This window comes from Pseudideonella sakaiensis (assembly GCF_048320135.1).
Taxonomy (GTDB): Bacteria; Pseudomonadota; Gammaproteobacteria; order Burkholderiales; family Burkholderiaceae_C; genus Ideonella_A; species Ideonella_A sakaiensis_A.
In genome coordinates, this window is record NZ_CP182947.1 from 761,536 (window position 1) to 781,957 (window position 20,422).

Annotated in this window: 17 protein-coding genes; 4 read left to right on the forward strand and 13 right to left on the reverse strand. The window is 65.8% G+C overall.

Going from position 1 to position 20,422, the window contains the following annotated elements; all coding sequences use genetic code 11:
- The first annotated feature begins 109 nt into the window (after positions 1-109).
- The 4 genes from ACNH6H_RS03375 to ACNH6H_RS03390 all read left to right on the forward strand — a co-directional run bounded on the left by ACNH6H_RS03375 (position 110) and on the right by ACNH6H_RS03390 (position 4,467).
- A complete protein-coding gene (locus tag ACNH6H_RS03375; protein ID WP_418315623.1) occupies positions 110-1,081 on the forward strand; it encodes a TAXI family TRAP transporter solute-binding subunit in 972 nt (323 codons plus the stop codon).
- The gene (locus ACNH6H_RS03380) at positions 1,078-1,560 is read left to right on the forward strand and encodes a DUF1850 domain-containing protein (protein ID WP_418315624.1); all 483 of its coding nucleotides are present in this window, start codon (positions 1,078-1,080) and stop codon (positions 1,558-1,560) included. The genes ACNH6H_RS03375 and ACNH6H_RS03380 overlap by 4 nt, the downstream gene beginning before the upstream one ends.
- A 9-nt stretch (positions 1,561-1,569) precedes the next feature.
- Positions 1,570-3,765 carry a TRAP transporter permease gene (locus tag ACNH6H_RS03385; protein ID WP_418315626.1) on the forward strand — a complete coding sequence of 732 codons (2,196 nt, stop codon included), beginning with the start codon at positions 1,570-1,572 and terminating at the stop codon, positions 3,763-3,765.
- 132 nt (positions 3,766-3,897) lie between these two features.
- Complete coding sequence (locus ACNH6H_RS03390; RefSeq protein ID WP_418315627.1) at positions 3,898-4,467, forward strand: hemerythrin domain-containing protein; 570 nt, start codon at positions 3,898-3,900, stop codon at positions 4,465-4,467.
- Positions 4,468-4,500: 33 nt separating this feature from the next.
- Here the strand turns inward: ACNH6H_RS03390 and ACNH6H_RS03395 are convergent, their stop codons facing one another.
- The 13 genes from ACNH6H_RS03395 to ACNH6H_RS03455 all read right to left on the reverse strand — a co-directional run bounded on the left by ACNH6H_RS03395 (position 4,501) and on the right by ACNH6H_RS03455 (position 20,385).
- Complete coding sequence (locus tag ACNH6H_RS03395; protein WP_418315628.1) at positions 4,501-5,184, reverse strand: class I SAM-dependent methyltransferase; 684 nt, start codon at positions 5,182-5,184, stop codon at positions 4,501-4,503.
- Positions 5,185-5,199: 15 nt separating this feature from the next.
- Positions 5,200-5,532 carry a hypothetical protein gene (locus ACNH6H_RS03400; RefSeq protein ID WP_418315630.1) on the reverse strand — a complete coding sequence of 111 codons (333 nt, stop codon included), beginning with the start codon at positions 5,530-5,532 and terminating at the stop codon, positions 5,200-5,202.
- A gap of 202 nt (positions 5,533-5,734) precedes the next feature.
- Positions 5,735-6,235, reverse strand: coding sequence for an acyl-CoA thioesterase (locus ACNH6H_RS03405; protein ID WP_418315631.1), 501 nt, complete (start codon positions 6,233-6,235; stop codon positions 5,735-5,737).
- 28 nt (positions 6,236-6,263) lie between these two features.
- Positions 6,264-8,975 (reverse strand): CoA-binding protein, encoded by a 2,712-nt coding sequence (locus ACNH6H_RS03410; RefSeq protein WP_418315632.1) that lies wholly within the window; start codon positions 8,973-8,975, stop codon positions 6,264-6,266.
- A complete protein-coding gene (locus tag ACNH6H_RS03415; protein WP_418315634.1) occupies positions 8,972-10,267 on the reverse strand; it encodes an ATP-grasp domain-containing protein in 1,296 nt (431 codons plus the stop codon). Before ACNH6H_RS03415 ends, ACNH6H_RS03410 begins: the two co-directional genes overlap by 4 nt.
- 95 nt (positions 10,268-10,362) lie before the next feature.
- Positions 10,363-11,883 (reverse strand): tripartite tricarboxylate transporter permease, encoded by a 1,521-nt coding sequence (locus tag ACNH6H_RS03420; protein WP_418315636.1) that lies wholly within the window; start codon positions 11,881-11,883, stop codon positions 10,363-10,365.
- The gene (locus ACNH6H_RS03425) at positions 11,883-12,329 is read right to left on the reverse strand and encodes a tripartite tricarboxylate transporter TctB family protein (RefSeq protein ID WP_418315638.1); all 447 of its coding nucleotides are present in this window, start codon (positions 12,327-12,329) and stop codon (positions 11,883-11,885) included. Before ACNH6H_RS03425 ends, ACNH6H_RS03420 begins: the two co-directional genes overlap by 1 nt.
- A gap of 95 nt (positions 12,330-12,424) precedes the next feature.
- Complete coding sequence (locus ACNH6H_RS03430) at positions 12,425-13,405, reverse strand: Bug family tripartite tricarboxylate transporter substrate binding protein (RefSeq protein WP_418315640.1); 981 nt, start codon at positions 13,403-13,405, stop codon at positions 12,425-12,427.
- A 170-nt stretch (positions 13,406-13,575) separates the two neighbouring features.
- A complete protein-coding gene (locus ACNH6H_RS03435; protein ID WP_418315642.1) occupies positions 13,576-15,000 on the reverse strand; it encodes a sensor histidine kinase in 1,425 nt (474 codons plus the stop codon).
- A complete protein-coding gene (locus ACNH6H_RS03440) occupies positions 14,988-15,656 on the reverse strand; it encodes a response regulator (RefSeq protein WP_418315644.1) in 669 nt (222 codons plus the stop codon). The genes ACNH6H_RS03435 and ACNH6H_RS03440 overlap by 13 nt, the downstream gene beginning before the upstream one ends.
- A 9-nt stretch (positions 15,657-15,665) precedes the next feature.
- Positions 15,666-16,583 (reverse strand): hydroxymethylglutaryl-CoA lyase, encoded by a 918-nt coding sequence (locus tag ACNH6H_RS03445; protein WP_418315646.1) that lies wholly within the window; start codon positions 16,581-16,583, stop codon positions 15,666-15,668.
- Positions 16,583-18,634, reverse strand: coding sequence for an acetyl/propionyl/methylcrotonyl-CoA carboxylase subunit alpha (locus tag ACNH6H_RS03450; RefSeq protein WP_418315648.1), 2,052 nt, complete (start codon positions 18,632-18,634; stop codon positions 16,583-16,585). Before ACNH6H_RS03450 ends, ACNH6H_RS03445 begins: the two co-directional genes overlap by 1 nt.
- A 128-nt stretch (positions 18,635-18,762) precedes the next feature.
- Positions 18,763-20,385: a carboxyl transferase domain-containing protein gene (locus tag ACNH6H_RS03455; RefSeq protein WP_418315649.1), complete on the reverse strand. Its 1,623-nt coding sequence runs from the start codon at positions 20,383-20,385 to the stop codon at positions 18,763-18,765.
- Positions 20,386-20,422 lie beyond the last annotated feature (37 nt).

Here is a 20,422-nt window from a genome sequence, read left to right on the forward strand (position 1 = left end):
AGTCGCAGGCCCCGGTCTTGCTTGGGTCGACAGGGCAATCCTCGATGGCCCGGCCCCACCAACTGAGTTATCGTCGGCCCCCTTTTTGAAAACATAGATGGAGATATAGATGCAATTCAAACGCAGGCTCGCCATCGCGCTGGTCGCTGTCGTTGCCACCGCCTCCGGCGCGGCCATCGCGCAGCAGCGCATGTTCTTCGGCGTCGCCACCGGCGGCACCGGCGGCACCTACTACCCGCTCGGCGGCATGCTCGCGCAGCTGATCTCGAACAAGGCCACTGTCGATGGCAAGAAGATCAGCGCCACCGCCGAAGCCGGCGGCGCATCGGTCGCCAACGTCAAATTGCTCGGCAACAAGGACATCGAGTCGGCCTTCGTCGCTGCCGACATCCTCGACGCCGCCTACAACGGCAAGGGCCAGTTCCAGGGCGCGGCGATCAAGAATGTGCGCGCGCTCGGCGCGCTGTATCCGGAGACGGTGCAGCTGATCACCCGTGCCGATTCGGGCATCAACAGCGTGAAGGACCTGAAGGGCAAGAGCATCTCGTCGGGCTCGCCGGGATCGGGCCAGTACCAGTTGCTGACCGACCTGCTGCAGGTCTATGGCATGACCCGCGCCGACGTCAAGGAAGACCTGTCGTCGTTCACGCAGGCGGTCGACAAGATCAAGGACGGCAACCTGCACGCGACGCTGATCACCGCCGGCGTGCCGACCGCCGCAGTCACCGACTTCGCGCAAAGCCATGCGCTGAAGGTGATCCCGCTGTCCGGCCCGGAAATCGCGACGCTGCAGAAGCAGCAGCCGTATTACGCGAATGTGCAGTTGCCGGCAAACAGCTACAAGGGCCAGACCGAGGCGGTGCCGACACTGGCGGTGATGGCCGTCTGGGCGACCCACGACGGCGTGCCGGAAAACGTCGCCTATGAAGTGACGAAGGCGCTGTACGAAAACATCGCGATCATGGGCCAGGTCCATGTGCAGGGCAAGAACATCAGCCTGAACACCGCGTTGTCGGTCGGTACCGCGCCGCTGCATCCGGGTGCGATGAAGTACTTCAAGGAAAAGGGCATCGTCAAGTGAGCCTGCTGCAGCGCGCCGCGCTGTCGGCCGGCGCGCTGCTGATGATGACGATGTCGGCCGGCGTTGCGGCCTGCGAGTTGCTGCTCGCGGAGCACCGCAGCGGCCGGCCGCTCGCCCGTCTGGCGCTCGATCCGCAGCGCCCGACGGCGACCGTCGCCTTCACCCATTCGGTGCTCGGCACGCCGGTCAGCGACCGCTATGAATGGCGCCATGAAGGCCCGGCGAGCCGAGCCCACCTCGTGGAGGAACGCTTCGAGGGCGACGGCTACGGCCTGCCGAATGCGGCTGGACCGGGACAGACATTGACCCGCGACGGCGCCGGCTGGCGTTTGCAGCTCGACCGCGTCGTCGACCCGCTGGTGCTGCCTCCGGTGCAGCAGATGCGGGTGCTGATCGACGGCCAGCAGCCGTTGCTGCTCAGTTCATTGACCAACAAATCCGTCGCCTTGCGCGCCGAAGGCTGCCCATCGGCGCACTGATAAGAAACCATGAATGCCCACCAGTCCGAGATCGATCGCCTGATCGAGCAGTTCGACCCCGAATCGAGTTTCCGCCGCCTGGCCGGTATTGCCGCGCTGTTCGTCACCGTCGTCTCGGTCGGCCTTTCGGCCTGGCACTACTACACCGCCGGCTTCGGCCTCGAAAACGAGATCGCACACCGCGCGATCCACCTCGCGGTCGTGCTCGGCCTCGTCTTCCTCGTCTTCCCGCGGCCGAAGCGGCTCGGCGGCCCATGGGAATGGATCGTCTCGATCGGCCTGGCGACCTTCTACCTGCTGATGGGCTGGGAACTGATCCAGGCCACCTCGGACCCGATTCCGACCAGCGCGAAACTGATCTTCGGCATCGTGCTGCTGGCGATTGCCGGGCTGTCGCTGCCGCTTCGCGCCTACGACGGCAGCCACAAGCACATCCCGCTGCGCGACTGGGTCTTCGCGGTGCTGGCGTCCGGCTTCTCGCTGTACCTGCTGATCTTCTTCGACACGATCTTCCTCGAGCGGCCGGGCGAACATACGCCGATCGACCTGATGGTCGGCGTGATCGCGATCGCGATGGTGATCGAGGCAACCCGCCGGACGATGGGCATCTTCCTGCCGCTGCTGGCGATCGCGACCGTCTTGTACGGCATCTTCGGCCCCTACCTGCCCGGCGGCCTCGGGCATCGCGGCTACAGCGTGCCACGGGTCGTCGCCCATTTGTACAAGGGCACCGAAGGCATCTACGGCATTCCGGTCGGCGTTGTCGCGACCTTTGTTTTCCACTTCGTGCTGTTCGGCATCATGGCGCAGCTGACCGGCCTCGGCCAGTTGTTCGTCAACCTCGCGACGATCGCCGCCGGCCGCTTCGCCGGCGGCCCGGCGAAGGTCAGCGTCGTGTCGTCGGGCCTGTTCGGAATGATCTCCGGATCACCAATCGCGAACACCGTGACGACCGGCGTGATGACGATCCCGCTGATGAAGAAGGTCGGCTTCTCGCCGCGTTTCTCGGGCGCGGTCGAGGCCTCGGCATCGTGCGGCGGCCAGGTCACGCCGCCGATCATGGGCGCGGCCGCCTTCATCATGGCCGAGACACTCGGCATACCGTACAACCAGCTGATCCTGGTCGCGATCATTCCGGCGGCGCTGCACTATTTCGCGATCCTGTTCATGGTGCATCTGGAGGCGCGGCGGCTGAAGCTGTCGGGCATGGATCCGGCGGAGATACCGTCGCTGTCCAAGGTGCTGAAAAGTTCCTGGCATCTGTTCATCCCGCTGGTCGTGATGGTGACGCTGCTGCTGATGCAGTACACGCCGTTCCTCGCCGCGTTCTGGGGCATCACGCTGACAGTGCTGACCTCGTGGATACCGAAGCTGCTCGGGCCCTGGGGCAAGGGCATGACCGGGATGACGGTCGGCCCGCGGGCCTTGATCCAGGGTTTCGAGATGGGTGCGAAATCGGCGCTCGGCATCGGCGCGGCCTGTGCCTGCGTCGGCTTCGTGCTCGGCATCACGACGCTGACCGGCATGGGTTTCAAATTCTCGGCCTGGGTGATCGACCTGTCGGGCATCGCGGCGCAGCTGGTGCTGCAGTTCGACGTGTTCGGCTGGCTGCAGCTGAACCAGGTGACGATCCTGTTCGGCCTGTTCTTCACCGCAATCGCCTGCATCATCATGGGCTCCGGCGTGCCGACGACGCCGACCTACATCATCCTGGCCGCAATCGTCGCGCCGGCGCTGGCGCAGCTCGGTGTGCCGCAACTGGCAACGCACTTCTTCGTCTTCTATTTCGGCGTGCTCGCCGACGTGACGCCACCGGTTGCGCTGGCGGCGTTTGCCGCCGCGGGGATTGCGCGCAGCGAGCCGATGCGCACCGGCACCACCGCATTCAGGCTGTCGATGGGCAAGGCGCTGGTGCCGTTTGCCTTCGTCTATACGCCGGCGCTGCTGTTGATCGACTTCACCTGGGGCGCATTCCTGGTCGCCACGGTGTCGGCGATCGTCGCGGTGATGGGGCTGGGCGCGGCCTATACCGGCCACTTCGGCCACCGGATCAGGCGGCCGGCCTTCCTCGCGTTGAACGTCTTTTCGCTGTCGCTGATCTTCGGCAACGCGATGGTTGCCGCAGTCTCGATTCCGGTCGTGCTGGCGATCCTCTGGTGGCACCGCCGCGCGGGACGGGAAGCAGGCGAAATCAAGGAGACATGAGCAGTCGCCGCGCGACCCTCACAGCCGTGCGGGCGCAAGGCCATGCCTTGACCTGTCTCAAGGCCGGTGGACGGGCCCGGCCTTAGTCTGCTGTTCGGGGCACCGTCTCAAGTGCCCGGACTGGAGACGCCGATGAGCACCGTCGAAACAAGCACCGAATCCTCCCCTTCCGACAATCAGCCGCTCGACGAGTTTTCGCACTGCCATGCCGGCATCCTCGCGCAGCTCGAGTCGTTCCGCGGCCTGCCCGACCTGCTCGACCCGGCGGCGCGGGCTCGGCGCATCGCAACGCGGACGATGGGATTTTTCGACGACGTCGTGCGCGCCCACCACGCCGACGAGGAACGCGAGCTGTTCCCCGCGGTGCTGGCCAGCGCACGCAAGGGCGCGGAACGCGAGATGGTGCAGGGCACCGTCGATCGGCTGACCGCCGAGCACCGGCAGATCGAGGCGATGTGGTCGCGCCTGTCACCGGCGCTGAAGGATGTCGCAAAAGGCCGGGACAGCGACCTCGACGCATCCTCCGTGCAGCGGCTGGTCGATACCTACGTCGCCCATGCGCGTTTCGAGGAGCAGATGTTCCTGCCACTGGCCCAGGCTATCCTCGGCCGCAACAGCAACCACATGGCTGCACTCGGACTGTCGTTGCACATGCGCCATGCCGACCCGGCGGTGATCTCGCGGGCAATGGCGCACTGGTAGAACGCAGCCGCTGCGGCGGCCGCAGAGGCCGGCTCAGCGTCGACGCAGCAGGCGGACGTGCATCGGGCGCTCGAAGCGGGCGCCGTCCGGGCCGAGATGAGGCTCGAAAGCACGGCGGACTTCCACGAGTTTCGCATCGTCGATGTCGTGCTCGGCGAAGGTCGGGCGCATCAGCCGCTGCTCGAACTCCGCGAAATCGGCAAAACGCACCGGCATGTCGAAGCGGTGTTCGGCAACCTGCTGCCACGTTGCGCCGTCGGCGAGGGCTGCGTCGATCGTGGCCTGGGCCGCTGCACGCACCCGCTGCTCGTCGTTGAACAGGCGCACGACCTCGTTGAAGGCTCCGGCGAAAACCGGCTCGGACACATACAGGTGCCCGCCCGGCCGCAGCACCCGCGCCACTTCGAGCAGCGCCCGTGGCATCGCCGCCTCCGGCACGTGGTGCAGCGATTTCAGCATCAGCGCCAGATCGAAGCCGGCATCGGCAAACGGTATCGCTTCGGCGACACCGGAGTGGAACTGCAGACCCGGCTGTGGATCGGTGAGGTTTTTCGCATGCTGCCTGGCATCGATCTCGAGCCCGGTAACGCGGCTGCCCGGGTAGCGGCGCAGCAGCTGGCGCGCAAACTGCGCCGCGCCGCAACCGAGCTCGATCACCTCGATGCCGTCGAGCGGCAGCAGGCCTGCAAGAAATTCGAGCTCGTCGTCAACCAGCATCGTCTTGCGCCGCTGTCAGCACGGCGAAGCGCCGCGACGGTCGTCTTGCTGGTTGTCGCCAGGTGCGGAATCCGGCAATACGCTCTGGAATTCCTCGTGGATCGTCAGCAGCTGAAAGATCAGCCGGTCGATCAGGTCGAGAAAGGCCTCGCGCGTCGTGTGCGGCTTGCCGGTCATCATTTCCGACAGCAGTTCGGCCAATTCGGACTCACCGGCCTTGCGCGCCCACGGGCGCACATCGCAATACGCAACGAGTGCCAGGCGACCCAGGTCGCCGGTCCGGCGAGCGTGTCGCAGATCGGCGATCAGGTCCTCGAGCGCCAGTTGCAGGGTGGTGGATATAGGCATGTTGCAGTGCAGCATACATGCTTACGCGGCTGTCGTCACCGCTTCATGGCCAAAGAATTGAAGTGATTCCCCTAGGCCAACTGCGTCGGGAAACCCGATTCGTTGGCTGCTGCGGCCTGCAGCCCGGTCGCGCACTGTCCTGGTGCGTTGCAATGGCGTTCTGCAATGCTTGAGTGCGTTGCTTGGTTACGACCCGGTAACGTCATCCGCGGTCTGCCGGCTGTGGCTGCCCCCTCGCCTCGGCCGCCCGCCGCTCCATCTCGCGGCGCAATTCCTTGCGAACGATCGCCGCGGCATGGCGGCGCCGTTCGTCGGGGCTGAACGGCCGCAGCGGCGGCACCGGAACCGCCTTGCGCTCGTCGTCCATCGCGACCATCGTGAAAAAGCAGCTGTTGACGTGGCGCGTTTCCTGGCTGCGGATATCTTCGGCGACCACCTTGATGCCGATTTCCATCGACGAGGTGCCGGTGTAATTGACGCTGGCACTGAAGGTGACGAGTTCGCCGACATGGATCGGCTGCCTGAACATCACCTGGTCGACCGACAGCGTCACGACATAACGCCCGCAATAACGGCTGGCACAGGCAAATGCCACCTGGTCGAGCAGCTTCAGGATGGTGCCGCCGTGCACCTTGCCGGCGAAATTGGCGGTATCCGGCGTCATCAGCACCGTCATCGTCAACTGGTGTGCGGGCATGTCCATCGTCGATCCTCTTGTCGCTGCTGCGCTGTCAGGCGACAAACGCGACCTGCGATTCCGGCGTGCGCGTATCCATGTTGCGCCCGCGGTTCAGGTGGTCGTCGATCTCGGCGGCTGCGCCGATCATCCGACCGTACAGGAAGACGGTGAAGGCTGCCGTTTCCAGATCCCGCTCGCTCAGCTCGCCCGAGGTGTAGTCTGGCCACAGCAGCGCCAGCAGCAGCGCGGCGATCACCGCGTCGATGTTGACGCAGAACACATAAGGCGTCGCGCCGACGTCGTACAAGGCCTGCGCGAGTTCGCGGTAGTAGGCATGGAAGACGTTGTAGCTGCCACGTTTGGCCATGAACTCGGCGATGAAGACTTCGCGCGGATCGTGGTTGACCGGCTTGCCCTTGAAGACCGGATGGTGCACCCCCGGCAAGGCGCGCAGTTCGAGCCCGGCCTCCTTCGCCGCGGCCTTCTCGGCCTTGTAGTTCTTTGCGAAAACGGTTGCCATCGCCTTCAGATCGAGCCCGTGCTTCGGGTCGCTCGGATCCATCAGCGCCTGCCCCTTGAACTGCTGCAGCAAAAAGGCCATGCCTTCGAAACCGTTGCCGCCATGGCTGTAGCCGGTATGGGTCAGAAAACCGACCATCGCCTTGTTGATCTGCACCCGGCCTGGCGTCTGCGGGCCGTCGGCCGACACCGCGCCTTTTGCGCCCTGCGCCGAGATTGCGCCCGGGCCGTTCGAGATCAACAGGCCGACCAGCAGCTGCAATGGCAAGGCCTGTTCGTCGCTCGGCTTCTTGCCGGTCATCGCGAGGTAGCAGAGGTCGGCCATCGTCCACGAGCCGTATCGCTCGGCCTGCGGGATGCCGGCAAGCACACCCCACTGGTGGCGCTCGGCCGGAATCGTCGCGCCGACCATCACGCCGTACAGGCGCAGATACCAGGGCAGTGTCTCGGCGGTCAGCCGGCTGATGCGTTTGCGCGTCAGCGGTCCCCAGGCGATCGTCGTCGAGATCGCTGCCAGGATCGCATCGCGCGACAACACGATGTCCTGGCGCAGCAGGAAGTCGAGGAACACGGACTTCGCGCCACGCGCCGTCACCGCTTTCAACATTGCCGCCGGATGGGTGTCCGAGGCTTCGTCGGCGCGCGCAGTGAACAGCGCCCGTGTCGCCTCGTCGAGCTTGATCGCCGAACTGTCGAATTCGACATGGTGGCCTTCCTGCAGGCCGGATCCGGCGAACAGGTCGATCAGCGCCCGGGTGCATGCCAGCGCACGCTCGACCCGCCTCGGGCCGACGATGGACGCCGCAGCGGCCATCACGGTATTGGGCGAATTGCCGGCGGCACGCGCGGCGTCGACGGCGACCAGGATCGGATCGCCGACCAGGTTGACCTCGCCGGCAACCGCGATGTCGAGCATCGCGCGGTCGTTCGGCCCGGCCGCCTCATGCACCAGCGGCAACGCAAAATTGGCCTGCAGCGGCTGCAGCGCCAGATCGAGCACCGAATGGCCATGCACCGAGGTGACCTGGGTCTGGCTGTCCATCACCGATGCGCCGGACTTGTCCTTCATGTTCTGTCGCGCGATCACCGCGCCGACCTGCTGGCCGAGCACCGCGATCTGCGCCGCATACGGTTCCGGCGCGATGACCGGCGGCAGCGCCAGTTCGGCCGGCAGCGCAATGCCCTGGTCGTTGGCCATCCACGGTTTCAGCGACAGGCTGCCGCGCGGCGCGAAATCGGGTTTCGCGCCGCCGGCCGCCATCACCGCGGTCAGCGCGTCCGGGATGTGTGCGATGTTGGTGACGACCGCACCCTTGCGCGACACCACCGGATTTTCCGGCGTGAACAACGCATCGACGCCGAAGGCCTCCATGAACCAGCGCTCCTTGTCCTGCGCGCTGTCGCCGGCGCCGGCCATTGCGCCGGCATGGCCGACCGCGCGCGTAAGCTTGGCCTTCCAGCGGCCGACGACGCAGGCGACGACCGGCTTGCCGAAATCGACATCACGCTCGTAATAACCGCCCGGCTCGACATACAGCACCGCGGCGCGCGAGCGGCCATCGTTGCGGAAGGCATGCGCGAAGTCGCGTGCGCCGTAATGGATGTAGACGTCCTTGCCCGACGACACCAGCGTCGTCGTTCCCCAGCCTTCTGTGCCCAGATACTGCGCGATCGTCGTCGTGAAGCCACCCGAGTTCGAGAAGATCGCGACCGTTCCCTGCACCAGCGTCTCATCGGGAAAATCGCCGCCGAGCGCGCCGCCGATGCGCACCCTGCTCCACGAATCGGCCACACCGAGGCAGTTGCCGCCGATGATGTCGACGCCGGCGCCCTGCGCCATCGCGCGGATTTCACGCGCATCGTGCACCGCGATCTTTTCGGTGACGATGACGATCTTCTTCAGCTGCGGGTTGACGCGGATCAGTTCGGCGACACCGTCGCGAACACCCGACGGCGGCAGATAGACGACGCCAGTATTGAACGAAAACCCGGCATTCAAGCCTTCGCGGACATTGTTGAAGACGGGTATGTCGCCGACCGAAGTCTTCAGCTTCTGGCCGCCGCGGCCCGGCGAGGTGCCGAAGACCACGTTGCCGCCGGAGAAAGCGTGGCTGGTCGGCGTCACCTGGCGCGATTCGCCGCCGAGGATATTGAGCACGCAGACGCGGTCGCCGCGGCTGGCCAGATCGGTCAGGGAGTTGACCCCGAGGTAATACGGAAAACCCGCGATGCCCTGCGCGTTCATGCTGCTTCTCCTTCGGCCACTGCCGTCAAACCCAGGCGTTTCGCGATCACATCGCGGCCGCCGGCCTTCATCCATTCATCGACCTTCTTCGCATAGTTGACGACCTCGGAGATCGCGCTGTCGAAGCCGAAGAAGCGGTAGGGAATGCCCAATGAATCGCAGGTATCGGCCAAAACGCCGAAGCCGCGGATCAGGTTCGGTCCGCCGCGGCCGACGACCACGTACAGCGGCGTTGGTCCGTTCGCCGAAAAGTGCTCGCGCAGCGCATCACCCATTGCGCGCAGCGTCTCGTGGATATCGGTGTTGTTCGATTTGCCGCCGATGATGAAGAGCACGTTCGACTGCTCGAGGAAGTGGCGGTAGCAGATGCGCGCGACTTCCTTCATCTTTTCGTAGGGCGGGTTGCCGCCGAAGTCCGAGCTGATGCTCGCCGCTTCGCCGAGCACCTCGGTCACAAGGCTGTTCGCGCCACCGCCGAAGGTCGGTGCGAGGATCGTCCCGCGCTCGTTGATCACGAAGACATCCGACTGACCCTGGTGGGTGCGCAGTTCGTTGACTTCCTGCTCGAACGCGCCGACATCGGCGGCGAACAGGTGTTCGGGCAGGCCGAGCCGCGCGACGCGCGGGTCGTCGCGGTCGAAGCCGCATTTGAAATCGCAGGCGACCGGCGTCAAGCGGCCCTTGCCGTCGGGACGCATGCGGATCGGGTTCAGCTCGAGCGTCGTCATGCCGTAGTGGTGCATCAGCTCCCACAACTTCGGCAGGTGCTGCACCAGCGGCGAGACGATTTCGCGCGGCGCGCCGATATCGGCCAGCGCATTGGCGATCACGAAGGCCTTCAGGCCGGTCAGCGCATCGAAGGGCACGGTGACGATCTCGTCCTTGCCGAGTTCCTCGATATCGACGCCGCCGCGATGCGTGATCGTGATCGTCGGTGCGCGAAATCGCGTGTCGTCGGTGATCGAGAAATAGACCTCGTGTTCGGCCGGCACGCCGCCTTCGAAAGTCACGCCGTTGGCTTTTGCCGTCGCATTGCCATGTTTGTGTTCGGCGAAATAAAGCCGCTCCTTCTCGGCCAGCGCGGTTCGCAGATCGGATGCGCGGCCGATCAGCCCCGACTTGCCCTTCTTGCCGACACCGCCCTTGAACAGCGGCTTGACGAAGACCTGGCCATGTCGCTTGATCAGGTCGCTGATCTGGCTTTCCGACGCGTCGGGGCCGAGCACTTCGGCGATCGGAAAATCGACCAGCTTCAGCAGCCTGGCGCCGTACAACATACCTGTGATTTGCATGACATTTCTCTTGTCGAAGGGACGAGTTACCCCCCGCCGCGCTGTTGCACGACGTTCCACGGGGGCTGTGGTGGAGGGGGCTGGGCCCCCGGGGTTCAGGCCTGCAGTGGCTCGACCCGGCCGTTGCGGCCGTTGCGGCTGAAGCGGCGGACCAGCGGCGGCACGATGACCATCGTCGCGGCGCAGATCCACAGGCCGATCGAGATCGGGCTCTCGAACAGAATGCCGATTTCACCGTTGGTGATCGACATCGCACGGCGCAGGTTCTGTTCCATCAGATCGCCGAGCACGAAGCCGAGGATCAGCGGGGCCATCGGTACCCCCTGCTTGCGCAGCAGGTAGCCGATCAGGCCGAAGCCGGCCATCAGCATCAGGTCGAAGGTGGTGGCGTGAACCGCATAGACGCCGACCGTGCTGACCGCCAGGATGCCCGGCACCAGCATCCAGTTCGGCACGCTGAGCACCTTGATGAAGGCGCCGATCAGCGGGATATTGATCGCCAGCAGGATCACGTTGGCGAGGAACAGCGACGCGATCAGGCCCCAGACCAGATCCGGTTGCTGCGTGAACAGCGCCGGCCCCGGCGTGATGTTGTAAAGCGTCAATGCGCCGACCATCACCGCGGTGGTGCCCGAACCCGGCACGCCGAGTGTCAGCATCGGAACGAAGGAACCGGCTGCCGACGCATTGTTCGCCGCCTCGGGAGCCGCCACGCCGCGGATATCACCTTCACCGAAGGTGCCGCTGTCGCCAGACAGACGCTTCTCCATCGAATAGGTCATTGCGCTGGCGATCGTTGCACCGGCACCGGGCAACACGCCGACGACGAAGCCAACCACGCCCGAGCGCACCGAGGGCCACCAGGCCAGTTTCTGCTCGGCCCAGTTGAACAGCTTGCGGCCGGTTTCCTTGATCATGCCGGCGCTGCTGTGCTGGTGTTCGAGCATCAGCAGGATTTCGCTGACCGAGAAGACACCGATCACGACGACGATGAACTGGATGCCGTCGGACAGGTGAACGTCACCGCCGGTGAAGCGGTAGACACCCGAGTTTGAATCGAGGCCGACCGTCGACAGCGACAGGCCGATGATCGCCGCCAGTCCCGCCTTCATCGGCGCATCACCCATCAGGCCGGCGATGCAGGCAAAGGCAAAACACATCAGCGCGAAATATTCTGCCGGGCCGAAAGCCAGTGCCCAGCGCGCGAGCAAGGGAGCGAACGCGACGATGCCGATGGTCGCGATGACCGAACCGATGAACGAGCTCCAGGCCGAGATCGACAAGGCAACACCGCCCAGCCCCTTGCGCGCCATCGGATAGCCGTCGAGCGTCGTCATGATCGCGCCGGCGTCGCCGGGCACGTTGAGGAGGATCGACGAGATCCGCCCGCCGTATTCGCAGCCGACATAGACGGCAGCGAGCAGGATCAGCGCGGTTTCGGGTGGCAGCTTCAGTGCGAAGGCCAGCGGCATCAGGATCGCGACGCCATTGATCGGGCCGAGGCCCGGCAACATGCCGACGATGGTGCCCAGGAAGGCGCCGAAAGCGGCAATCATCAGGTTCATCGGCGAAAGTGCGACGCCGAAACCGTCAATCAGGTAGCCCAGAGTTTCCATCAGCGGCCTCCGAAAATGAAGCTGAGAAGACCGGTCGGCAAGACAACGTCGAGCAGCTTGTCGAACAGCAGATAAAGACCGACACCGAGGCCGACGCCGCCGAGCAGCGCCTGTTTCCACGTGCCGCCGAAGGCCATGCCGACCGGCACCGACATCAGCGCGGTGGCCAGCGTGAAGCCGAGGATCTGGAACAGCAGGGCGTAGATGAAGACCGTCAGCACGCTGAGTCCGATGAGCTTGGCCGCACCGGGCGGGAAGGGGTTGGCGTGCAGCGAGGGCTTGATCACCAGCCAGATGCCGCCGATCGCCATCAGCGCGGCCAGCAGCCTGGGGAAGGCACGCGGGCCGACCGGTTCATATGAAAAGGGGGGCGCGTAGGCCTGGGCGAAATACGCCATTGCAGCGGCCACGGCAATGCACACCGCACCGAGGATGCGATCACTCATTGGGAATCTCCATTGGAGCCGCGACGGCGCGGCGGACTGGCTTGAACCGGGGATCGGCCGCTCGACCAGTGGTCGGCGGCCGATCGGTCACGCCATTACTTCGCGACAGCCAGACCGAAGTCCTGGGCCAGCTTGCGGTATTCGCCGACCCGCTTCTTCGCATAGGCGTCGGCCTCAGCACCGACCATGTCGAACGGGAACAGACCACGGTCGGCGCGCAGCTTCGCGTATTCCGGGGTCGCCATCATCTTCTTGAAGGTGTCGCTCCAGACCTTGAAATCGGCATCGCTGACCTTCGGGCCCATATAAAAACCACGGATGATCGGCCATTCGATGTCGATGCCCTGCTCCTTGGCGGTCGGGACGTTCGCCAGGTCGCCCGGCAGGCGCTTGTCGGCCATCACCGCGAGCACGCGGATCTTCGAGCCGGCCTTGGCCTGCTGCTGGGCCTCGGATGCATCACCCGAATAGACCTGGATGTGGCCGCCTTGCAGCGCGGTGCTGGCTTCGCCGCCTCCTTCGAAGGCAACGAATCGCATCGTTTTCGGATCGATGCCGGCAGCCTTGGCGACCAGCGCGGCCTTCATCCAGTCCTGGCTGCCGACGGTGCCGCCAGCGCCGAACACGACCTTGGTCGGGTCGGCCTTGACCGCTGCGATCAGTTCCTTCAGCGACTTGAACGGCGAATTTTCGGCGACGATGACGGCGCCGAAGTCGGCACCGATCGCGGCCAGCCAGCGCACGTCGTTTTCGTTGTAGCGGCCGAACTTGCCTTGCGCCAGGTTGAGCAGCGAACCACCCGAGAAGGCGACGATGGTGTTTCCTTCGTCAGGGCGCTGGGCGATCACCGAGTTGTAGGCCACCGCGCCGATGCCGCCGGGCATGTAGGTCACGCGCATCGGGTCGGCGATATATTTGCCGTCGAGCAGCGCGCTTTGCGCGAGCTTGCAGGTCAGGTCGAAACCGCCGCCGGGCTTGGCCGGGGCGATGCATTCGGTCTTGTCGAGCGGGCCGGCATTGGCGGCAAACGCCGAGCAGGCGAGGACAAGGGCGAGCAGGGGTGACTTGCGGATCATGGAATTCGTCTCCTTTGGTGAAAGTGGCGTCCTTGGAGGCCTTGGCTCCAGGGATGACGGCACTTTATCGAGCGGCCCCTTTCAGCCGCCTTTCACCAAGATCCGCGAAATGTGCGGGCAAACCCTAGGCCCTGCACCGACATTGGACGACTCGACGTGCGGTTTGACGATCAACCCTCGCTGGCCGAATGACCAGCCAACGGCAGCCGCATCTCGGCCAGCAGCCCACCTTCGGCACGATTGGCCAGCTGCAGTTGGCCACCGAGCCGCTCGGCGACCGAGCGGACGATTGCCAGCCCGAGGCCGGAACCCGACTTGCCGACATTGCTGGCGCGGAAGAAGCGTTCGCCGGCGCGATCGATCTCGTCGGGCGGGATGCCCGGGCCGTCGTCGAGCACCGCCAGCATTGCAAAACCGTCGCGCACCGACAAGCGCGCAGTGACGTGCCCGCCGCGCGGCGTATAACGGATCGCGTTGTGCAGCAGGTTGCCGAAGGCCTCCTTCACGAGCCCGGGCTGGGCGAGGATGCGCACCGGGCCGGCCTCGTCCGATTCGAGGCCGAGGTCGACACCCTGCTCGCGCGCCTCGCTCCACCACTGGCGGGTCACCTCGTCGATCAGACGGCCGGCATCGACCGCTTCCGGCGCGATGTCGATGCTGTCGGACCGTGCCAGCGCCAGCATCTGGTTGGTCTGGCGCACCGTCTCGTCGAGCTGGGACCGGATCGCGAGCAGCGCATCGCGTTGCTGCTGCGGGTCGGCGCGCAGCGCATAACCGACCTGCGTCGCCATCGTCGCCAGCGGCGTTCGCAGCTGGTGCGACGCATCGTCGATGAAACGGCGACGCGCCTCGGCCGAACGGCGATTGCGCTCGACATGGTGGTTGATCGCCTCGACCAGCGGCTGCACATCGGCCGGTATGCCGCGCGTCGAGATCGGCGTCAGATCGGTCGCCGGCCGCGACTGCACCTCGCTGCGCAGGCGCGCCAGCGGGCGCAGCGCCCAGCCGACCGCGAGCGCCAGCAGCCCCGCGGCGGCAACGATCAGCAGCAGGTCGCGGGCGACCGTCTGCAGCACCAGCGAACGGGTGAAATCGGTGCGTGACTCGATCGTCTCGGCGACCTGGATGACGACCCGTCCCGCGTTCGCCTGGCCGGCAAGCGGCCGATCGAGCACACGCGCATAGGAGCCGATCCGAATCGGGTCGCCGTAATAAACCGCATCGCTGAACTGTGGTGCGCCGGTGATCAGCGCCCGCGGCGCCTCTGGCAGGTCGGCATTGCCAATCTCGACCAGGCCATCTTCGGTGGCCACGCGGTAATAGACGCGGCCGCTGGCGGTCAATTCGAAGAATTCCAGCATCACATAGGGCAGCTCGACACTGAGCCCGCCGCTGGCGGTCGAGATATTGGCGTCCATCGCCTTGATCGCACCGAGCAGCGAGCGGTCGTAGGCCGCATTCGCTGCAGCTTCCGCGGTGCGCCAGGTCAGCCACAGTTCGGCGCCGACCAGCGCCAGCAGACCGGGAAACAGCACCAGCAGCAGCGTGCGCCGCAGGCTGGCCTGATGCCAGCGGTCCAGGCTCAGTCGGCGCATTCGAGCACATAACCCAGCCCGCGCAGCGTCGTGATCTGCACCGGGCTGTTGGCCAGCCGCTTGCGCAGACGGTGCACCAGCACCTCGATCGCTTCCGGGCTGACATCCTGCTCGTCGGAAAAGACCCGCTCGAGGATCTCGGGTTTCGACAAGGGCTCCCCGCTGCGCTGGATCAGCGCCCGCAGCACGCCGTGTTCGCGCGGCGTCAGGTTCAGCGTCTCGTGCGCGAGCGTGAACTGCTTGGTCGCCGAGTCGTAGTTCAGCGGCCCGCAGGCAAAGCGTGGATGGTCGGTGCCGCGTGCGCGCCGGATCAACGCGACCAGCCGCGCCTCGAGTTCGGCCAGCTCGAACGGTTTGGCAAGAAAATCGTCGGCGCCGCCATGCAGGCTGTTGACGCGCTCGATCAGCGAATCGCGGGCGGTCAGGATCAGCACCGGAAGCCGTTCGCCGGCATCGCGCAGATCGCTGAGGATGTCGTGGCCGCCGATGCCGGGCAGGCCGAGGTCGAGGATCAGCGCGTCGTAGCGCGTCGCCTTGATCGAGCGCCGAACCATCCGGCCGTCGTCGACCCAGTCGACCTGGAAACCGGCCTGCTCGAGCGCCCGCACCAGCCAGCTGGCCAGTTCCTTTTCATCCTCGGCGAGCAGGATGCGCATCGTCGCCGGTCAGCCGGCCCTTTTTGCCAGCACCGCCCGCGCGACGCGTGAGCCGTTCGGCTGGCCGAGCACGCCGCGGATGAAGGTGCCGGCGTCGATCAGCCGGTCGAGGTCGACGCCGGTCTCGATGCCGAGGCCGTGCAACAGGAAAACGACATCCTCGGTCGCGACATTGCCGGTTGCACCTTTTGCATACGGGCAGCCGCCGAGGCCGGAGACGCTGGTGTCGAAGGTCGCGATGCCGAGTTCGAGGCTGGCCATGATGTTGGCCAGCGCCATGCCGTAGGTATCGTGGAAATGGCCGCTGACCTCTTCGAGCGGATAGTGTTCGAGCGCCGCCTCGAGCGCCGCCTGCACCCTGTGCGGCGTGCCGACGCCGATGGTGTCGGCAACGCCGACATGGTCAACGCCGATCTGCTTCATCAGCTTCGCGACCAGACCGACCCGTTCCGGTGCGATCTCGCCTTCATACGGGCAGCCGACCGAACACGAGATCGCGCCGCGCACCTTGATGCCGGCGGCCCGCGCCGCTTCGGTGACCGGCGCGAAACGTTCGATCGATTCGGCGATCGAGCAGTTGATGTTGCGCTGGTTGAAAGCCTCGCTGGCGGCGCTGAAGACGACGATCTCGTCGGGCCGGGTCGCGAGCGCCGCCTCGAACCCCTTCAGGTTCGGCGTCAGCACCGAATAACGCACGCCGGGCTGCCGCTCGATGCCTTCCATCACCGCGCTGTTGTCGGCCATCTGCGGTACCCATTTCGGGCTGACGAAGCTGGTGGTCTCGATCTCGTGCAGGCCGGCCGCCTGCAGCCGGTGCACCAGCTCGATCTTGTCGCCGGTCGATACCGGCTGCTTCTCGTTCTGCAGGCCGTCGCGCGGGCCGACGTCGACCAGCTTGACGCGCTGCGGCAGCTTGTTCCGACCCATCACGACACTCCTTCCAGACGCAGCAATTCGGCGCCTTCGGTGACCTGGTCACCAACCGCATACAGCAGTTCGGCAACGACGCCGTCGCGCGGCGCGGCCAGCGTATGTTCCATCTTCATCGCCTCCATCACCGCCAGCGGCTGGCCGGCTTTCACGTTGTCGCCGGCCTTGACCATCAGCGAGATCACCTTGCCGGGCATCGGCGCGGTCAGCCGGCCGCCCTCGCCTGCGCCATCGGCGGCATGCGCAATCGGATCGAAGTCCTGCAGTTCGATCTCGCCGGCATTGCCGAACACCGCGAGCTTCTCGCCATCGGCATAAACCGTCAATCGATGACGCTCGTCGCCGAGCGATACATCGTGGCGGCCCGCACCAAGCGATCGTGCCGAGAATTTCCAGCTGTGCGAATCGGCGCCTGCAGCGCCAAGGCCCATGCCCAGGCGCAGCCCGCCGCCGTGCAACCGCTCCAGCGTCGCCAGGTGATGCGTCTTGTCGATCAGCAGGTCGAAACGGCGCCGCGCACCGCGGTGGATGCGCCAGCCGTCACGCCGCGACCAGGGGTCGCTGTCTTCGAGTGCCCCCTCCTGCTGCAGCGCATGCGCGGCGACACCGGCAGCGGCCAGCTCGAGCGGCAGGCCCGGCACGCCGAACAGCGCCTCGCGTTCGCGCTCGATCAATGCGGTATCGAGATTGGCCTTGCTGAACGACTCGCTGCGCACGACGCGGCCGAGAAACGAGACATTGGTCGACAGCCCGACGATGTGGGTCTGCCGCAGTGCCGCATCGAGCCGGGCCAGCGCCTGCTCGCGGTCGGCGCCCCAGACGATCAGCTTCGCGATCATCGAGTCGTAGTGCGGGCTGATCTCGTCGCCTTCGCGGGCGCCGGCATCGACACGCACCGGCGCGGGGTCGTGGAAGTCGTTGCCGTCGGCATTGCGCTGGAAATCGACGTGGTCGGGCCAGCGCAGCACCTTCAGCGTGCCGGTGGCCGGCAGGAAATTGGCGTCGGGGTTTTCGGCGCAGATGCGCGCCTCGATCGCGTGGCCGTGGATCTTGAGCTCGTCCTGCAGTGCCGGCAGCCGTTCGCCGGAGGCGACGCGCAGCTGCCATTCGACGAGGTCGTGGCCGGTGATCGCCTCGGTGACCGGATGCTCGACCTGCAGCCGGGTATTCATCTCCATGAAATAGAAGCGGATGTCACCATCGTCGCGCTGTTCGGCGATGAACTCGACGGTGCCGGCGCCGACATATCCGACCGCCTTCGCCGCGGCCACCGCCGCGGCGCCCATCTCGGCACGGCGCTCGGCGCTCATGCCCGGCGCTGGCGCCTCCTCGAGCACCTTCTGATGGCGGCGCTGCACCGAGCAGTCGCGTTCGAACAGGTGGACGATGTTGCCGTGGCTGTCACCAAAGACCTGGATCTCGATATGCCGCGGCTTTGTCACGTAGCGTTCGACCAGCACATGGTCGTCGCCGAAGCTGGCCTGCGCCTCGCGCTGGCACGAAGCGAGCGAAGACGCAAAATCCTCGGCCTTGTCGACGCGGCGCATGCCGCGACCACCGCCCCCGGCACTGGCCTTGATCAGCACCGGAAAACCGATCCGCTCGGCTTCGCGCTGCAGCAGCGCCGGATCGTTGTCGCGGCCGTGATAACCCGGCACCAGCGGCACGCCGGCCTTGTCCATCAGTTCCTTCGCGGCCGACTTGCTGCCCATCGCGGCGATCGCATCGGCCGGCGGGCCGATGAAGACGAGGCCGGCATCGCCACAGGCGCGCGCGAAATCCTCGTTCTCGCTGAGAAAGCCGTAACCCGGATGGATCGCCTGTGCACCGGTGGCCTTCGCCGCATCGAGGATGCGCTGCCACTGCAGATAACTGTCCTTCGCCGCATTGCCGCCGACATGCACCGCCTCGTCGCAGGCATGGACATGTTGTGCATTCGCGTCGGCATCGGAATAGACCGCAACGGTCTTGACGCCGAGGCGACGTGCGGTCTTCGCGACGCGGCACGCGATCTCACCTCTGTTCGCGATCAGTATCTTGTCAAACATGGGCTTGCTCTCGAAATGGTGGGAGGGGCTTCAGCCCCGATTCGGGATGGAGGCCGGATCGCAGCCGATCAATCGGGGCTGAAGCCCCTCCTACAGGCGCTGCGGCAACACCGTGCTTCTTCATCCGATCACATCCGGAAGATGCCGAATTTCGCATCGGGGATCGGCGCATTCAGGCTTGCCGACAGGCCGAGCGCGAGCACGCGGCGCGTATCGGCCGGGTCGATCACACCGTCGTCCCACAAGCGCGCGCTGGCGTAATACGGGTGGCCCTGCACCTCGTACTGCTTCAGGATCGGCGCCTTGAAGGCGGCCTCCTCTTCGGCGCTCCACTGGCCGCCCTTCAGTTCGATGCCATCGCGCTTGACGGTGGCGAGCACGCCGGCCGCCTGCTCGCCGCCCATCACGCTGATCCGTGCATTCGGCCACATCCACAGGAAACGCGGCGAATAGGCGCGACCGCACATCCCGTAGTTGCCGGCGCCGAAGCTGCCGCCGATGATGATCGTGAACTTCGGCACATTGGCGCAGGCCACCGCGGTCACCATCTTCGCGCCGGCGCGGGCGATGCCCTCGTTTTCGTATTTGCGGCCGACCATGAAGCCGGTGATGTTCTGCAGGAAAACCAGCGGGATCTTGCGCTGGCAGCACAGTTCGATGAAGTGCGCGCCCTTGTTCGCGCTTTCGGCGAACAGGATGCCGTTGTTCGCGAGGATGCCGACCGGCATGCCTTCGATGTGCGCAAAACCGCAGACCAGCGTCGTGCCGTAGCGCGCCTTGAACTCGTCGAACTCGCTGCCATCGACGACGCGGGCGATCACCTCGCGCACATCGAAGGGCTTGCGGGTATCGACCGGGATCACCGACTGCAATTCCTCGGCCGGATAGGCCGGTGGCTGCGGCTCGCGCAGTGCCATGCCGTGGTGCTTGCTGCGGTTCAGGTGGCCGACGACTTCACGCGCCAGCGCCAGCGCATGCATGTCGTTTTCGGCCAGATGGTCGGCGACGCCGGACAGCCGGGTGTGCACGTCGCCGCCGCCGAGGTCTTCGGCGCTGACGACCTCGCCGGTGGCCGCCTTCACGAGCGGCGGCCCGCCGAGAAAAATCGTGCCCTGGTTCTTCACGATGATGGTCTCGTCGCTCATTGCCGGCACGTAGGCTCCGCCGGCGGTGCACGAACCCATCACGACGGCGATCTGCGGGATGCCGGCCGCACTCATCGTCGCCTGGTTGTAGAAGATGCGGCCGAAATGGTCACGGTCCGGAAAGACGTCGTCCTGGTTCGGCAGGTTCGCACCACCCGAATCGACGAGGTAGACACACGGCAGCCGGTTCTGCTGCGCGATTTCCTGCGCACGCAGGTGCTTCTTCACCGTCATCGGGTAATAGGTGCCACCCTTGACCGTCGCATCGTTGCAGACGATCACGCACTCGACACCGGCAACGCGGCCGATGCCTGCAACCATGCCGGCGGCCGGCGCGGCATCGCTGCCGTCCTTCTCCGGATACATGCCGAGCGCAGCGAGCGGCGCGATCTCGAGAAACGGCGTATCCGGATCGAGCAGCATCTCGACCCGATCGCGCGGCAGCAGCTTGCCGCGCGACAAATGCTTTGCGCGCGCTGCCTCACCACCACCCTCGGCGATCTTCGCGAGCTTCGCATTCAGGTCGTCGACCAGTGCGCGCATTGCCGCGGCATTGGCCTTCGATTCCTCGGACCGGGGGTTCAGTTTGGATTTGATCAATGCCATATCAATGCGCCACCGGCGGAGGGCGGCAAGGGCCAAC

Coding starts and splice junctions, on each gene's coding strand:
- ACNH6H_RS03400 (WP_418315630.1), bottom strand. CDS start 5,532: ATGCCTATATCCACCACCCTGCAACTGGCGCTCGAGGACCTGATCGCC.
- ACNH6H_RS03410 (WP_418315632.1), bottom strand. CDS start 8,975: ATGAACGCGCAGGGCATCGCGGGTTTTCCGTATTACCTCGGGGTCAAC.
- ACNH6H_RS03455 (WP_418315649.1), bottom strand. CDS start 20,385: ATGGCATTGATCAAATCCAAACTGAACCCCCGGTCCGAGGAATCGAAG.
- ACNH6H_RS03445 (WP_418315646.1), bottom strand. CDS start 16,583: ATGGGTCGGAACAAGCTGCCGCAGCGCGTCAAGCTGGTCGACGTCGGC.
- ACNH6H_RS03405 (WP_418315631.1), bottom strand. CDS start 6,235: ATGGACATGCCCGCACACCAGTTGACGATGACGGTGCTGATGACGCCG.
- ACNH6H_RS03385 (WP_418315626.1), top strand. CDS start 1,570: ATGAATGCCCACCAGTCCGAGATCGATCGCCTGATCGAGCAGTTCGAC.
- ACNH6H_RS03420 (WP_418315636.1), bottom strand. CDS start 11,883: ATGGAAACTCTGGGCTACCTGATTGACGGTTTCGGCGTCGCACTTTCG.
- ACNH6H_RS03450 (WP_418315648.1), bottom strand. CDS start 18,634: ATGTTTGACAAGATACTGATCGCGAACAGAGGTGAGATCGCGTGCCGC.
- ACNH6H_RS03435 (WP_418315642.1), bottom strand. CDS start 15,000: ATGCGCCGACTGAGCCTGGACCGCTGGCATCAGGCCAGCCTGCGGCGC.
- ACNH6H_RS03395 (WP_418315628.1), bottom strand. CDS start 5,184: ATGCTGGTTGACGACGAGCTCGAATTTCTTGCAGGCCTGCTGCCGCTC.
- ACNH6H_RS03375 (WP_418315623.1), top strand. CDS start 110: ATGCAATTCAAACGCAGGCTCGCCATCGCGCTGGTCGCTGTCGTTGCC.
- ACNH6H_RS03390 (WP_418315627.1), top strand. CDS start 3,898: ATGAGCACCGTCGAAACAAGCACCGAATCCTCCCCTTCCGACAATCAG.
- ACNH6H_RS03415 (WP_418315634.1), bottom strand. CDS start 10,267: ATGCAAATCACAGGTATGTTGTACGGCGCCAGGCTGCTGAAGCTGGTC.
- ACNH6H_RS03430 (WP_418315640.1), bottom strand. CDS start 13,405: ATGATCCGCAAGTCACCCCTGCTCGCCCTTGTCCTCGCCTGCTCGGCG.
- ACNH6H_RS03425 (WP_418315638.1), bottom strand. CDS start 12,329: ATGAGTGATCGCATCCTCGGTGCGGTGTGCATTGCCGTGGCCGCTGCA.
- ACNH6H_RS03440 (WP_418315644.1), bottom strand. CDS start 15,656: ATGCGCATCCTGCTCGCCGAGGATGAAAAGGAACTGGCCAGCTGGCTG.